This window comes from Mycobacterium sp., from assembly GCF_051006775.1.
In the GTDB taxonomy this organism is placed as follows: Bacteria; Actinomycetota; Actinomycetes; order Mycobacteriales; family Mycobacteriaceae; genus Mycobacterium.
The window spans coordinates 1-14,271 of sequence record NZ_JBPCSX010000025.1 but is presented as its reverse complement, the minus strand read 5'-3'; the positions used below and the strand labels follow the sequence as shown (position 1 = coordinate 14,271).

At 64.3% G+C, this 14,271-nt stretch carries 14 protein-coding genes and 1 tRNA gene; 3 read left to right on the top strand and 12 right to left on the bottom strand.

Annotated elements, in window-relative coordinates; genetic code table 11:
* Positions 1-80: 80 nt before the first annotated feature.
* The gene (locus ACR2JI_RS01610) at positions 81-668 is read right to left on the bottom strand and encodes a TetR/AcrR family transcriptional regulator (protein ID WP_526387318.1); all 588 of its coding nucleotides are present in this window, start codon (positions 666-668) and stop codon (positions 81-83) included.
* A 286-nt stretch (positions 669-954) separates the two neighbouring features.
* Between ACR2JI_RS01610 and ACR2JI_RS01605 the strand changes: the two genes are divergently transcribed.
* Together ACR2JI_RS01605 and ACR2JI_RS01600 are read left to right on the top strand one after the other, a co-directional pair.
* Positions 955-3,129, top strand: a complete 2,175-nt coding sequence (locus tag ACR2JI_RS01605) for an adenylate/guanylate cyclase domain-containing protein (RefSeq protein ID WP_526387316.1) — start codon at positions 955-957, stop codon at positions 3,127-3,129.
* Positions 3,126-4,529 (top strand): mechanosensitive ion channel domain-containing protein, encoded by a 1,404-nt coding sequence (locus ACR2JI_RS01600; RefSeq protein WP_526387314.1) that lies wholly within the window; start codon positions 3,126-3,128, stop codon positions 4,527-4,529. The genes ACR2JI_RS01605 and ACR2JI_RS01600 overlap by 4 nt, the downstream gene beginning before the upstream one ends.
* Before the next feature lie 15 nt (positions 4,530-4,544).
* Here the strand turns inward: ACR2JI_RS01600 and ACR2JI_RS01595 are convergent.
* The 11 genes from ACR2JI_RS01595 to ACR2JI_RS01545 all read right to left on the bottom strand — a co-directional run bounded on the left by ACR2JI_RS01595 (position 4,545) and on the right by ACR2JI_RS01545 (position 12,205).
* Positions 4,545-4,617, bottom strand: a tRNA-Arg gene (locus ACR2JI_RS01595).
* 189 nt (positions 4,618-4,806) lie between these two features.
* The gene (locus ACR2JI_RS01590) at positions 4,807-5,631 is read right to left on the bottom strand and encodes a TIGR03621 family F420-dependent LLM class oxidoreductase (RefSeq protein WP_526387312.1); all 825 of its coding nucleotides are present in this window, start codon (positions 5,629-5,631) and stop codon (positions 4,807-4,809) included.
* Positions 5,632-5,638: 7 nt separating this feature from the next.
* The gene (locus ACR2JI_RS01585; protein ID WP_526387310.1) at positions 5,639-6,367 is read right to left on the bottom strand and encodes an anti-sigma factor; all 729 of its coding nucleotides are present in this window, start codon (positions 6,365-6,367) and stop codon (positions 5,639-5,641) included.
* Positions 6,364-6,909 (bottom strand): RNA polymerase sigma factor, encoded by a 546-nt coding sequence (locus ACR2JI_RS01580; protein WP_526387308.1) that lies wholly within the window; start codon positions 6,907-6,909, stop codon positions 6,364-6,366. Before ACR2JI_RS01580 ends, ACR2JI_RS01585 begins: the two co-directional genes overlap by 4 nt.
* Positions 6,910-6,971: 62 nt before the next feature.
* Positions 6,972-7,706 carry a DUF1365 family protein gene (locus tag ACR2JI_RS01575; RefSeq protein WP_526387306.1) on the bottom strand — a complete coding sequence of 245 codons (735 nt, stop codon included), beginning with the start codon at positions 7,704-7,706 and terminating at the stop codon, positions 6,972-6,974.
* A gap of 21 nt (positions 7,707-7,727) precedes the next feature.
* Positions 7,728-8,963, bottom strand: a complete 1,236-nt coding sequence (locus ACR2JI_RS01570; RefSeq protein ID WP_526387322.1) for an Nramp family divalent metal transporter — start codon at positions 8,961-8,963, stop codon at positions 7,728-7,730.
* Positions 8,948-9,211 carry a hypothetical protein gene (locus tag ACR2JI_RS01565; RefSeq protein ID WP_526387304.1) on the bottom strand — a complete coding sequence of 88 codons (264 nt, stop codon included), beginning with the start codon at positions 9,209-9,211 and terminating at the stop codon, positions 8,948-8,950. The genes ACR2JI_RS01570 and ACR2JI_RS01565 overlap by 16 nt, the downstream gene beginning before the upstream one ends.
* A 10-nt stretch (positions 9,212-9,221) precedes the next feature.
* Positions 9,222-10,298, bottom strand: a complete 1,077-nt coding sequence (locus ACR2JI_RS01560; protein WP_526387302.1) for an NAD(P)H-dependent amine dehydrogenase family protein — start codon at positions 10,296-10,298, stop codon at positions 9,222-9,224.
* A gap of 8 nt (positions 10,299-10,306) precedes the next feature.
* Entirely contained in the window at positions 10,307-11,098 is a 792-nt protein-coding gene (locus ACR2JI_RS01555; RefSeq protein WP_526387300.1) for an SDR family oxidoreductase, read from the bottom strand.
* 40 nt (positions 11,099-11,138) lie between these two features.
* Positions 11,139-11,981 carry a non-homologous end joining protein Ku gene (gene ku / locus ACR2JI_RS01550; RefSeq protein ID WP_526387298.1) on the bottom strand — a complete coding sequence of 281 codons (843 nt, stop codon included), beginning with the start codon at positions 11,979-11,981 and terminating at the stop codon, positions 11,139-11,141.
* Positions 11,981-12,205 carry a hypothetical protein gene (locus ACR2JI_RS01545; RefSeq protein WP_526387296.1) on the bottom strand — a complete coding sequence of 75 codons (225 nt, stop codon included), beginning with the start codon at positions 12,203-12,205 and terminating at the stop codon, positions 11,981-11,983. The genes ku and ACR2JI_RS01545 overlap by 1 nt, the downstream gene beginning before the upstream one ends.
* A gap of 74 nt (positions 12,206-12,279) precedes the next feature.
* On the opposite strand from ACR2JI_RS01545, the gene ligD reads away from it, so the two are divergent.
* Positions 12,280-14,103 carry a non-homologous end-joining DNA ligase gene (ligD, locus tag ACR2JI_RS01540; protein WP_526387320.1) on the top strand — a complete coding sequence of 608 codons (1,824 nt, stop codon included), beginning with the start codon at positions 12,280-12,282 and terminating at the stop codon, positions 14,101-14,103.
* Positions 14,104-14,271: the final 168 nt, after the last annotated feature.

Below are 14,271 nucleotides of genomic sequence, written 5' to 3'. Positions count from 1 at the left end.
GCGCCGCGGGCCGATGCTGCGCGTGCGAACAAGGGCGCGGCTGCGGCCACGAGCCGTCCGCTTACCAAGCGTCAGGCACGCTAGTCCGGCTGTCCCAGCAGTGCATCGAGTGTGACGGTCATGGTTGCATCAAGTCCGCCCCTGCCGGAGCGCATCAGCACCAACAGGCCGGTGTAACTCTGGATCAGAGCACCCGCCAGCTCGTCGGTGGGGAATGGGAATCGGTGGCCCTGAGCTGCGGCCTGATCGAGCGCGCGGACGAGTGCCGATTCCATCTCGTCGAAACCGCGGGTGACCGCCTCTCGTACGACAGGTGCTTCGAACGCCGTCTGCTGACTTGTGCTGGCTAGCAGACACCCCCGTCGCGCCAGGGACTGAAACTGCTGCTCGGTATTGCTGAGGTAGAACTGGCGAACGCCGTCCAGCGGGTCGGCCGCGTCGACGAGATAGAGGCGGATGCGGTGACGAACGACCCGTTCGACGTAGCGATCGATGGCTGCCGCCAGGAGCTGATCTCGCGAGTGGAACCGCCGGTAAATCGATGGGGCGCGGAGGTTGAGCGCGACCTCGAGATCCCGGATGGAGACCGCATCGCAACCGCGCCGCCAGATCAAATCGAAGGTTCTGTCCAGCACTTGGGCATCGGTGGCTTTCAGGGTTTGACCCACTGGTGACCTCCTCGGCGGCGGAAAATGCACGGTGCAAAAAGGGGTAGCGAGCGTTACACTATCGCAGTCGCCCAAGGTGGGAGAGCGGCAGGATGCCAAGGACCGAGGGCTTGCTCGTCGGCTCCGTCATCTCCAGTTTCGGCAGCGCGGCTCACCGCGGCTGGTAGTCGGAGGCTGGTAGGGCAGGGTCGCTGACGACCCGACAGACGTGGAAGGAATCACCACAGTGTCCGATCAGGGGTCCGATCAGGGGTCCGAACCGGGGTCCGATCCGGGGTCCGAACCGATGGCGTCCAACGACAGCCCGCCACGAACTCGGATATTCGGCCGACGCAGACGTGGTCGGTGGATTCCACCTTTGGCTCGCGTCAGCATCCTCTCCAAACTGATAGCGATGTTGGTCTTGTGCACCATCACCGCGGGGATCACGGTCGCCGGCATGGCCCGCCATGCCGGTCAGGCCGAGTTGAAAGCTTCCGTGTTCAACAGGCTGACTGAGATTCGCGAGGCGCAGAAGCGCGCGCTTACCGAGCAGATGGCAGATCTGGAGAACTCACTTACCGTCTATACCAAGGGGACCACGCTGCCAGCTGCCCTTGCGGCCTTCACCGAGGGGTTCGACAAGCTCGCCGATGCGCCGATCAGCCCAGCGCAGTCGCAGGCGATCACCGATTACTACGTCAACCGTTTTGTGCCCGAGACTGAAAAGCGCAGCGGGGTGAGGCTCAATGCGGCCGCTCTGCTGCCCACCTCTAACCCACAGCGCTACCTGCAAGCCAACTACACGGTGGTGCGGCGCAACGATAGCGATGCAGTCAAGCTCGCCGATGCTGGTGACCGAAGTTCCTGGTCGGAGGCCAACGCGAAGTTTCAGGAGTTCTTCCGCGCGATCGTCACCCGGTTTCAGTTCGAGGACGCACTGCTGCTCGACGGCAGAGGGAATGTGGTTTATTCCGCCTACAAGAACGTGGACCTCGGGACCAACATCCTCGAGGGACCCTACAACGGTTCCAATCTGCGTGGTGCCTACGCCAAAGCCTTGTCATCGAACGCGGTTGATTACGTCGGATTGACCGACTTCGAGTTCTACCAACCATCCGAGTTGCAACCGACGGCATGGATGGTCGCTCCCGTCGCGGTGGGTGACAAAACTGCGGGCGTTCTGGCGCTGCAATACCCCTCAGTCAAAATCAACAAGCTGATGACCATGAACCGGGCATGGGTGCAATCCGGTATGGGCCAGACCGGCGAGACACTCCTGGTGGGACCAGATGGTCTGTTCCGTTCGGACGGCCGGCTGTTTGTGGAGAATCCCGAGCAGTACAAGAAGGAAGTGGTCGCGGCAGGTACCCCATCCGATGTAGCGGATGCGGCCATCCGCCGCGGCGGCATCACACTCATCCAGCCTGCAGTGGCGCAGATCGCCCGGCTGGGGCAAAGCGGTCAGTCCGGCACAACGACCACGCACGACTATCTCGGCCATGAGGTTCTACTCGCCTACACCGAGTTCACGGAGAAGGACCTGCATTGGACTTTGACTGCCAAGATCAACACCAGTGAGGCCTTTGCCCGCTCGACCCACTTCAGTCGGTTGCTGGTGGCGACCACTACCGGCATCATCTTCGTCGTCGTATTACTCGCCCTTTTTCTGGCGCAGCTGTTCGTGCGCCCAATCAGGCGCCTCGAAGACGGTGCGCGGCGGATCGCAGCCGGTGAGGTCGATGTCAGCATTCCTGTAGTCGGACGCGATGAACTGGGTGATCTCACACAGGCCTTCAACGAGATGGGCCGCACGCTCACCGTCAAGGAGGCACTGCTCACTGAGCAGCGTAAGTCGAACGAGCATCTACTCCTCTCCCTGATGCCCGAAGCTGTCGCAGATCGGTACCGCCAGGGTGAGGAGATCACCGCCACTGAGCACCAAAACGTCACGGTCATTTTCGCCGACGTCATAGGCTTGGATCGGCTGCAGTCCGATCTTCCGCCCAACGAATCGCTGGCTTTGATCAACGATTTGATCGGTCGTATCGACCACGCAGCCAGTGGGCTGGGCATCGAACGTTTCAATATGCCGCTCCGTAATGGCTATCTTGCAAGCTGCGGGCTGGCTGTCCCGCGTTTGGACAGTGTTCGCCGGGTGATCGACTTCGCCGTCGAGTGCGAGCGGATAGTTCACCAATTCGCCGGCGAGGTCAAAGCCGATCTGAGTTTGCGGGCCGGCATCGACACCGGAAGTGTCATCAGCGGCTTGGTGGGCCCATCAGCGATGGTCTACGACATGTGGGGTGGCGCAGTAAGTCTCGCGCAGCAGATCAAATCGGGTTCGCCGCAGCCGGGTATCTACGTCACCACACCGGTCCGGAACTACTCCCAGGATGCGATGGAATTCACGGCGGCCGGGTCCATCACGGTTGATGGCGAGGACCGACCGATCTGGCGCTTCACGGGTATCCGGCGATGACGAATCTCCTACACTCGCCGTTCTTCTACTGGGCGCTCGTCGTCGCGATCGGGATGCCCATAATTCTGATCGCGCTCACCGAATGGCAGCGCACTCTTCGGCGCCGACAGAGTTCGCTGGTAAAGCCGGTGACGCTGCTTCGCAACTACCTGCTTCCGTTGAGTGCACTACTGCTGATGCTCGTCCAGGTCACGCAACTTCGGTCCGACACCACCTTGCTGAGAACGCTCTCCTCGTTGGTCGCGTTCGGGGTACTGCTACTTCTACTGTCCGGAATCAAAGCTGCGCTGTTCCAAAGTGCACCCGAGGGAACGTGGCGCGATCGCATCCCATCTATATTCGTCGACCTGGTGCGGTTTCTGCTGATCGGTATCGGCTTTGCGCTCATCGCCTCGAATATTTGGGGTGCCAACATCAAAGGAGTCTTCACCGCGCTCGGGGTGACCTCAATCATTGTCGGTCTGACACTGCAGAACTCGGTCGGCCAGATCATCTCCGGACTGCTGATGCTGTTCGAGCAGCCATTCAAGCTGGGGGACTGGATCAATGCGCCGATGGCGCAGGGTCGTGTCATGGAAGTCAACTGGCGGGCGGTTCATCTTCAGACCCAGACCGGATTGCAGATCATTCCTAATTCTGTGTTGGCCCTGGCTTCGTTCACGAATCTGAGCCGCCCACCCGGCTTTCACGCGCTGTCGGTGGAGAGCGTTTTCGCCCATGATGATCCACCGGACCTGGTTTGCGCCATGCTTGCGCGGACAGCGTCGGATCTACCGCGGCGTAATCCGGATGTCCTGCCGACCGTTGTTCCAGTGGGAGAGAAGTCCTACCGCACCGATATTCCACTCCTGTCACCCAACGACGATCCCGCAACCAAGGCGCAGTTTCTGCGGTGGATCTGGTATGCGTCGCGACGGGAAGGTCTGCGTCTCAATGAGACTGCGGACAACTTCGAAACTCCTGGACGTGTTGCGGAGGCGGTCCACTCAGTGGTCACCCCGGTGCTGAGACTCAGTGACGACGAGGAGGCGGAGGTCAGTGCGCACGCAACTCTTGTACGCTATGGCGCCGGTGAGACAATCTCGCGTTCCGGTGATGTGCCGAACTATATGACCTTCATCGTACGGGGCGTAATTCGATTGACCGCCTCCAACGGCGAAGGTGTGGAGGTGCCAGTCGGCGTCCTCGAATCGGGTGCCTTCCTCGATCAGACGGTTTTGACGCGTCAGCCTGTGGTTGGTTGGGCCCGTGCGGTTGATCAGGTCACGGTTGTGCGGGTTGGTCGCGAGCAGATCGAAGATCTGGTGAACAGCAAGCCTCTCTTGCTGGAGGAACTCGGACGCGCCATCCACGATCGCCGCGATCGGGCCTTCCGTGTTATCAATGCAAGCACCGATTGAGTCGGTTCTCCGCTGTGCCCCCGGCAGGATTCGAACCTGCGACACCGGCTTTAGGAGAGCCGTGCTCTATCCCCTGAGCTACGAGGGCGGGACAGCTTGGCAGCTTACCGCCTGTCGGTCAGTGGGCCGCGGTGTCGGTACCGCAGAGTCCGATGAGGTAGCAGTGACCCGATCCTGTCGCCGATTTGGGGTATCCCTGGCGAATCCACGATGCCAATCGTGCTGCGAATCCTGACCTTCGGCGCATATTCGTCACCGCCTCTTTCGTGTTCTGTCGTCAACGCAATGCGTTGATGACCTGAGCGAAGTACTCACCATGATAGTCCTGAACGGTGAAATACGTCGTTCCATATCGGTCCCGAAGTGAGCACAATGTGGCGGCGATATCGCGGGGCGTTCCGCTGAGCACGGTCGGCATGGCCAGCAGTTGCTCATCGCTGGCCTCGGGAAAGTAGGCCCGCGTCAACGTCAGATCGGGGATACCGGAGCCATCGGTGGGGACACCGGTGATCGCCAGATTGAATTCCAGTTCCTCGACACGATCCCCGGCTTCCGCGCGGACGAATGCGACACGTTCGGCCATCGGGTCCGGGTCGGTGGAGGTGGGTATGCCGCCGCCGGTGAATCCGATGATGTCGGCATGGCGGGCCGCGATCCGCAGGACGCGATCGCCGTTGCCGGCGATCAGCACCGGTATCGAGGGTGCGACGTTCTTGAGGTATGTCGTCGTGTGGCGTAGATGGTCAACTCGCTGGCCGGCGCTGGGGTAGGGAATCTCGGCGGCTTCGAATTCCTCACGCACGTAGCCGGTTCCGAGTCCGAGTTCGAGTCGGCCGTCGGAGAGTACATCGGTATCGACGGCGTCGCGAGCCAGCAGGGCAGGCGAGTAGAACGCCGCATTGAGGACGAATGTTCCGACTCGGATTGAGCTCGCGGCGTTCGCGGCGGCCACCATCGCGGGGAACGGGGCAGGAGCACCGACGTGATCAGGAAAGTGGAGTACATCGAATCCGAGACCCTCGAACTTGCGCACCTTCTCGCGCAGCCGATCGGCCGATCTGATTGAACGCAGCCCGATACCGAAGCGGAAGTCTCGTGTCATCAATGGATCAGATCAGTGGCAACTCGGCGATGACCTGGCCGGTGGGCTGGGTCGAACCTGAACCGGGCTCCACGGTGAACCGCAGTTTCTTCGAGCTACCGAGGTCGGTCAGGACTGCCGTCGTCGACGGGGCCACCGCTTTGTCGTCCATCGTTCCCGCGGACGTGGCACCGCTGTCACTGACCAACCACATCTGGTAGACGGTGCCCGGTGACGGGGGTGGCACGTCGTTCATCACGAGCACGCCGGCGTTGCGGTCACGGGAGAACACCACTGTTGCGGTGCCGCCGGCGGGTATCGCGCCCGAGACGGTGTGGACGTCGGAGGCGGCGAACACCTGCTGGGCGGTCGACTGCGGTGCGGGGGGCCGCAGTGTCAGCCCGACGCCCACGGCTGTCAGTCCGACCGCAACCGCGGCCGCCGCGGCCAGCGCCGTCATCCTTCGCCGCGCAGAACCCTGTGCAGAATCTGCGGTGCGCAGCGGAACGACATTGTCATCGTCGATCTCCGACAGAAGCTGCCGGCGCAGACCGGGCCGCGGCTGCTGCGCGTCGGCCGCCGCCACCACCGCCATGGTCTCGCGGACCGCGCGGACCTCGTCGTAGAAGGCATCGGCCAGCACCAGGTCGGCGCTGGCCAGCCTGCTCTCGAGAGCGTCGCGCTCGTCGTCCGGAAGCGCGTGCAGCGCGTAGGGGACGGCCAGCTCCAGCAGATCGCCGTCGTATGTACCGGTCATCGCACACCCAAACAATTCCGCAGGCTGCGCAGGGCATCGCGCATCCGTGACTTCACTGTGGCGAGATTCGCGGCCAGCCGCTCGGAAACCTGGACGTACGTCATGCCTCCGTAATAGGCGAGCTCGACGCACTCACGTTGGGTGTCGGTCAGGCCCTCCAGGCAGGCGGCGACACGGCGCCGCTCATCGCCGGCGATCACCGCGTCACTGACATCGTCGGCGGGTCGCTCGATACTCGTTGTTCCATAACGGAAATCGCGCTTCCCGGCGGACTGCTCCGACCGCACCCGGTCCACCGCCCGACGATGCGCCACGGTGAGCAGCCAGGCCAGCGGGGTTCCCGAAGCCGGGTCGTAACTCTCGGCCGTCCGCCACACCTGCAGATAGATTTCCTGGGTCGTCTCTTCGCTGTATCCGGGATCGCGCAGGACCCGCAGCACCGTCCCGTACACCCGCGAGCAGGTGGCGTCGTAGAAGGCGGCGAACGCATCCCGGTCCCGACGGGCCACTCGCCGCAGCAGGGTATCGAGATCGGCGGTCACTGACCGGTCTCCTTCGTCATCGCCATCGATCCGAAGCGTAATCGGCCGGTCAAGCAGTTCGGTCACGACGGTGCGAACGAACGACCGTTCGCCGTCCAGGCCGGCGCCGGCCGCCACTCGGGCTGAAGCGCCGGGCGGCGCCGTAGCAGCAGGGATTGCATCCGCATGGCCAGGGCGGCACGCTGCGGGGCCAGGGGGGTACTCAGCTGCTGCCACAGCACCCGGCCGGCGGTGGCGGAGCGCTTGGCACCACGCCAGGTGGCCACCATGGCGGCCTGATCACCGGCCTCGCCATCTCCGTGCAGGGACAGCGTCAGGTTCAGAGCGTCTCCGGGTTGCGGGGCTCGCAGCAGGTAGTGGCCCTCGCTTGAGGGGCCGGCCAACGCCACGGGACCGTCGTCGCCGGGCGGCAGCAGGTAGGACTGTCGCTGTCCGTCGATGCCTTGGACCTCGGCGATCACGGCCTGCAGTGCGCCGGCGGCGTCATGACACCAGAACAGGCTCAGTGGGGCGAATGTGCTGCCCAGCACCCGGGGCATCAGCAGCGCGGTGACCCGGCCGTCGGGGATGCGCACACCGCTACGGGAGAGGAAGCGGTCGACCCGCTGCCGCAGCGTGTCGTTCGGGGCCCCGTCGAGGTGGTCGACGGCCTCGAACCGGGCGAACGGACGCAGCCACCACGGCAGCCGGGGAAGATCGTCGATATCGACGTACCAGCTGTAGCTGCGGTGCTCGCCGTAGTGCCGGATCGGAGAGCGGTGCAGGTGCGTGACGCGGGTGGGGTAAAGCGCGGTCATGCCAGGTATTCGGAGCCGCCGTCATCCCGGATGGGTCCCGAGGGTGAGAAATATCAGCGCGACGTTGAGAACCGTGACTAGCGCCGTGACCAGCCATCCGAGCACCGTGGTCAGGCGGCCGTTGACATCAGCGCCCATCACGGTGCTATCGCTGGTCAGACGGATGAGCGGGATCAGGGCGAACGGGATTCCGAAGGACAGTCCGACCTGGGACAGCACCAGGGCGCGGGTCGGATCGATACCGCTGGCCAGCACCAGCAGGGCGGGCAGCACGGTGAGCAATCGGCGTGCCAGCAGCGGATAGGACTTGTGCAGCAGTCCCTGCATGATCATCGCCCCGGCCTGGGCGCCGACCGATGTCGAGGCCAAGCCGGAGGCCAACAACCCGACGGCGAAGAACAGCGCGACCGTCGAACCGAGGGTGTCACCCACCGCGGCGTGCGCGCCCTCGATGGTGTCGGTGCCGTCGCGCCCGCGCAGATTGGTCGCCGCCAGCAGCAGCAGGGCCAGATTCACCGCGCCCGCCACGAGCATGGCCAGCGCCACATCCCAGCGGGTGGCCCGTAGCAGCCGGGCCCGGCCGCTGCCCGGCTCGGGATGGCCGTGCCGGTCCCGGGTCAGGCCGGAGTGCAGATACACCGCGTGCGGCATCACCGTCGCCCCGAGCATCGCGGTGGCGAGCAACACGCTTTCGGCGCCGTCGAACCGCGGGATCAGGCCAGCGGCGACCTCGCCGGGCGGTGGCGGGTTGACCACCAGGCCGGCCAGGAAACCGATCGTGATGATCAGCAGGAGTCCGGCGATGATGCGCTCAAAGACCCTCTGGCCGTTGCGATCTCCGATGGAGAGCAGGAGCAGTGACACGACTCCGGTGATAGCGCCGCCGAGCACCAGTGGAAGATCGAACAACAATTGCAGCGCGATCGCGCCACCGATGATCTCGGCAACGTCGGTGGCGATGGCGATCAGTTCGGCCTGCAGCCAGTAACTGATCCGCGCTGTCGTGCCGGTCCGGTCCCGCACTGCCTCGGGCAGCGTGCAACCGGTCACCAACCCCAGCTTGGCGCTCAGATACTGGACCAGGCCCGCCATTGCATTAGCGCCGACGATCACCCACACCAGCAGGAAGCCGAATGCCGAACCCGCGCTGACGTTGGCGGCGATATTGCCCGGGTCGACATAGGCGATGGCGGCGACGAACGCCGGCCCCAGCAGCGTCGGACCGCGGGCCCGGATCAGGGTCAGAAGCCGATCCAGATGCGGCCGACACCGAAGCCGTATCCGAGGCCGCCGAAACCCCAGCCCGGAAAGGGATTGGTGAATGCGGGATCGGGTGAGGTGACGATCGCGGTGTGGCCGGGGGGCCGCGTGCACATCCGGGTGTTCGGCCCGATGTCGGAGCAGTCGGGACCGGCCTGCGCGGGAGCGGCGAACACAGTGCCGACGAACGCCAATACCGTGGCGACCGCGGTTGCGGCCGCGATCGGGTGCTGCACGCTCGGCATAGCGGCCTCCCTAGCCGGCAGAGTACAAGCCCTTACCCGTCACCAGTGGAAGGTCCAGCGTGGTGCGGATGCCCGGTTCGGCGGCCACCACGGCGGGGATCGCGTTGACGATCCGCGTCGCGGTGGCAAGCACCCCGGCGTGGTTGTGGTCGCCGTTGGGACTGCTCAAGCAGAGTTCGAGCACATACGAGGGCTCGCCGGTGATCTCGATGCGGTAGTTGCCGCCCTCCTGCGCCGGCTGCGGCCAGTCCGGGCACATGTCGTCGCGCAACCGGGTGACATGCTCGAGAACCACTGCCGGCGCTCCGTTGACGAGGCCGATGACCTCGAAGCGCAGCGCGGCCGCGGTGCCCTTGGGGATGTGCCCGGAGGCGATGTCGAAGGCTTCCGGGGCGGGCTCGCGGACGTACATCTCCTCAAGCCCGTCGAGTTCCACGCCCATCCCGGCGGCGAGCTGGCGCACCACCGAACCCCAGCCGATGCTCAGCACACCCGGCTGCAGCAGCATCGGGATCTCGTCCATCGGCTTGCCGAAGCCCATGACGTCGAACATCACGGTCGCGCTGTCGTAGGTGTCGTAGTTGATGATCTCCATGCAGCGCACCTGCTCGATGCTCTGGCAGGTTCCCATCAACGCCAGCGGGAACAGATCGTTGGCGAATCCGGGGTCGATCCCGTTGACGTAGAGGCTCGACTTGCCTTCGCGCGCAGCATTTTCCAGCGGGGCGATCATCTCGTCGGGGATAACCTGCCAGGGGTACTGCAGGAACACCGGACCGCTGCCGACGACGTTGACACCGGCGGCGAGGATGCGACGGTAATCCTCCAGCGCCTCCATCAGCCGGTTGTCGGCCATCGCGGTATAGACCGCGCAGTCCGGCTTGGTGGCTAGGACTTCATCGAGGTCGGTGCTTGCCTTGACTCCGGTCATGGTGTCAAGCCCGACCAGTTCGGCAGCGTCCTTACCTGCTTTGGCCTCAGACGACACCCATACGCCGGTGAGTTCGAAGTCCGGGTTGGTGATCAGGGTTTTGAGCGCGTGTCCGCCGACGTTGCCGGTACCGATCTGCGCGACGCGAATGGGCATGGGAATCCTTAGAGGTCGGGGATGGGTAGATCGAGGTTGGGAACCATCAGGCCGCCGTCGACCTCAATCATCTTTCCGGTGAGGAAGCTGGCGGCAGGGGAGGCGAGGTAGACGGCGGCGGCGGCGATATCGAGCGGGTCGCCGAGGCGGCGCATCGGGGTCGCCTTCTCCATTGGCTCGCGCAGCGCATCATTGGAGGCCACGACCTCCAGGGCAGAGGTCATGATCGAACCCGGAGCAATGGCGTTCACCCGGATCCGCGGGCACAGATCCAGGGCGGTGAGCCGGGTGTAGTGCGCAAGAGCGGCCTTGGCGGTGCTGTACGCGGCGAAGCCACGGCCGGCGGTCCGACCCATGGTGGACGTGATGTTGATGATGTTGCCTCCGCCGGAGTGCTCCAGCATGAGTGGGACCGCGGCGACGGTCAGCGCATGTGCCGTCAGCACGTTGAAGGTGAAGGCATCGCGCATCTCTTTGACGCTGGTGGTCAGCAGGGTGTTCGGCATACTGCCGCCGACGTTATTGACGACGATGTCGAGCCTGCCGAAGGCGTCCACCGCCTTGGCGGCCAGCTCCGCTGTCGACTCCGGCTGGGCGAGATCGGCGACCACGACGTGCGCGCGCCTGCCCACCGCCCGGATCTGTTCGGCGACCGACGCCAGTTCGGGCTCGGTGCGCGATGAGATCAGGACGTCGGCGCCGACTTCGGCGAAGGCCAGCGCGATGGCGGCGCCAAGGCCGCGGCCGGCACCGGTGACAACTGCAACCTGGCCATCGAGGCGGAATCTGTCAAGGATCACCCTGCTGTTGTAACAGGTTCAGCTGTAACACGTTCTAGTTTTAGGCTGGAGCCTTCTTCGAGGGGGTCTTCTTGGCCGCGGAAGCCGCCTCTTTACGGCGCTTGCGGACGCTGGCCTCGAGCTTGGCCAACAGGTCGGAGACGTCCTCGGTGTCATCGAGCGGGGTGGGCGTTGGCTCGCTGGCGAACGCCTCGCCGCCGGCCAGCTTCGCCTCGACGAGCTCTCGGAGCTGCTCCTGGTAGGTGTCGGTGAACTCCTCCGGGTGGAAGTCCGCCGCCATGGACTCCACCACCTGCCGGGCCATCTTCAGCTCCGGCGCGCGGATCTCGACATCGGTGTCCAGCGAGGGGAAGTCGGGGTCACGGATCTCGTCGGGCCAGAGCAGGGTGTGCACCACCATCACATTGCGCTTGCCGAAGTCTTTCACCCGTAGCGCCGCCAGTCGGGTCTTGTTGCGAAGTGTGAAGTGAACGATTGCGACGCGATCGGTCTCGCGGACGGCTTTCGCAAGCAGCACATAGGATTTCGGCGATTTTCCATCGGGCTCGAGGAAGTAGCTGCGGTCGTACATCAGTGGGTCGATCTCACTTGCCGGGACGAACTCCAGCACTTCGATCTCGTGACTGTGTTCCTCGGGCAGGGTAGATATGTCGTCCTCGGTGATCACCACCGTGTGACCGTTGTCGGCTTCGTATGCCTTGGCGATGTCGCTGTACTCCACGACCTCGCCACACTCGCTGCACACCCGCTGGTACTGGATACGGCCGTTGTCCTTGGCGTGCACCTGATGGAACTTCAGGTCGTGATCCTCAGTGGCGCTGTAGACCTTGACCGGAACGTTCACCAGCCCGAAGGCGACCGAACCCGTCCAGATCGACCGCACTAGATCGCCGGCACCGACTCGGGGTCCAAGCCGACGGCGACCTCGGGGTTAGCGCCCGGCGCGTCGTTGATGTAGGCCTCGTTCGGTGCGGCTTTACACTCGCCGAAAATCGGAATCTGGCCGGAGGTGCAGTACGGTTCGAGGTTCTCCGGATCCGCTGCCGCATTTGGCGCACCCAGCAACGTCGTGAGCACGAGCAGAACGGCCACTGACAGGCTTTTCATTGGTTCAGGCTATCAGCGGGTAATACCGTGGGTTGGTGAGTCAGGTGTGGCCGCCAGGAGCGACGACGGGTCCGATGGTGACGCTGACCAATCCCGACAAGGTCCTGTATCCGGCCACCGGAACCACCAAAGCTGACGTATTCGGGTACTACACGACGATCGCCGCGGTGATGCTGCCGCATATCGTGGGGCGGCCTGCCACCCGTAAGCGCTGGCCCAACGGCGTTGACGAGCAGTCGTTCTTTGAGAAGGCGCTGGCGAAGTCGGCTCCGGACTGGCTGCATCGCGGTGTTCTGGCGCACCGCTCGGGTGACACCGTCTACCCGATCATCGACAGCCCGACGGGACTCGCATGGATCGCCCAGCAGGCGGCGCTGGAAGTTCATGTGCCGCAATGGCGTTTCGCCGCGGACGGTATGCCCGGCCCGGCCAACCGGCTGGTGTTCGACCTCGATCCCGGCGAAGGCGTGACCATGACGCAGATGTGCGAGGTGGCCTTCGCGGTACGGGAGTTGATGCATGACATCGGGTTGCCGCTCTACCCGCTGACCAGTGGTAGCAAGGGACTGCATCTCTATGCTGCGCTTTCGGATCCGATCAGCTGCGACGGAGCCGTGAAGCTTGCCCATCGGGTGGCCCAACAGCTCGAGCAGAGCATGCCCGCCATGGTCACGGCCACGATGACCAAGAGCTTGCGGGCCGAAAAGATATTCGTGGACTGGAGTCAGAACAACGCTGCCAAGACCACGATTGCGCCCTATTCATTGCGCGGCCGAGAGATGCCCACCGTGGCAGCACCGCGCACCTGGGACGAGCTGGCGGGCGACGGACTTCGTCAGCTCCGGTACGAGGAGGTGCTGGCGCGGGTGGCCGAACACGGTGATCTGCTCGCCGGACTGGATCACCCTCCGCACGCTGACTCGTTCACCACAGACCGCGGTAAGCGGGATGCCGAGAAGTCGCTCAAGCCGGTGTCTATTGACGCGGCGATGCTGGCCACCCTCGGCTCGGTGGACACGCTGACGACCGCGACCCACGCCTTCGAAGGCAAGTACGACGGCTATCGGATGCTCGTTGAGGTCGACCACGGCCGGCTGCGGCTGCTGTCGCGTAATGGCCGCGATGTCACGGGCGAGTATCCGCAACTGCAGCCGCTCGCAGATTCGCTGGCCGATCACCATGTCGTTCTCGACGGCGAGGCCGTCGCACTCGACGAGCGCGGTGTACCAAGGTTTACGGAAATGCAGAACCGGGCCCGCTCCAGCCGAATTCAATTCTGGGCGTTCGACATTCTGGAACTGGACGGCCGCACGCTGGTGCGGGCGAAGTACCGCGATCGGCGGAAGGTGCTGGAAACCCTCGCCGAGGGGACCGCACTTATCGTCCCCGGCTTGCTCGACGGTGACGGCTCGGAGGCACTGGCCGAGTCCCGCAGGCGCAAGTGGGAGGGCATCGTCGCCAAGCGGTGGGACTCCACCTATCAATCAGGCCGGCGTTCGACTGCCTGGATCAAGGACAAGAACTGGAACACCCAGGCCGCCGTGATCGGCGGATGGCGCGAGGGCAGCGGCGGACGGTCCAGCGGTATCGGCGCGCTCCTGCTCGGTATTCCCGAAGGCGGTGGACTGCGGTTCATCGGAAGGGTCGGGACCGGTTTTACCGAAAAAGAGCTCGGCAAGCTCAAGGGCATCCTCGCGCCGTTGCACACCGCGGAGTCGCCGTTCGATCCCGCATTGCCGCGATCGGAAGCCAGAGGCGTCACCTATGTCCGACCGGAACTCGTCGGTGAGGTGCGCTTCGGGGAGATGACGCCCGACGGTCACCTGCGCCACGCGAGTTGGCGCGGACTGCGACCGGACCAGAACCCCGGCGACGTGACCCTCGAGCTCCCGGTCTGAACAACCCGGCAGTGGTGCTGTGCACTAGGTGTCGTCGTCGGGGGGTAGTTGTTGTTCGGGGTGGTGGTAGGTGTTGGTGGCGGCGGTGATGGGTAGGTGTGGTGGGGGTATCCATTTGGTGGTGCCGTCGGGTTGTTTTCGGGTGGTCCAGCCGCCGGTGGTGAGTAG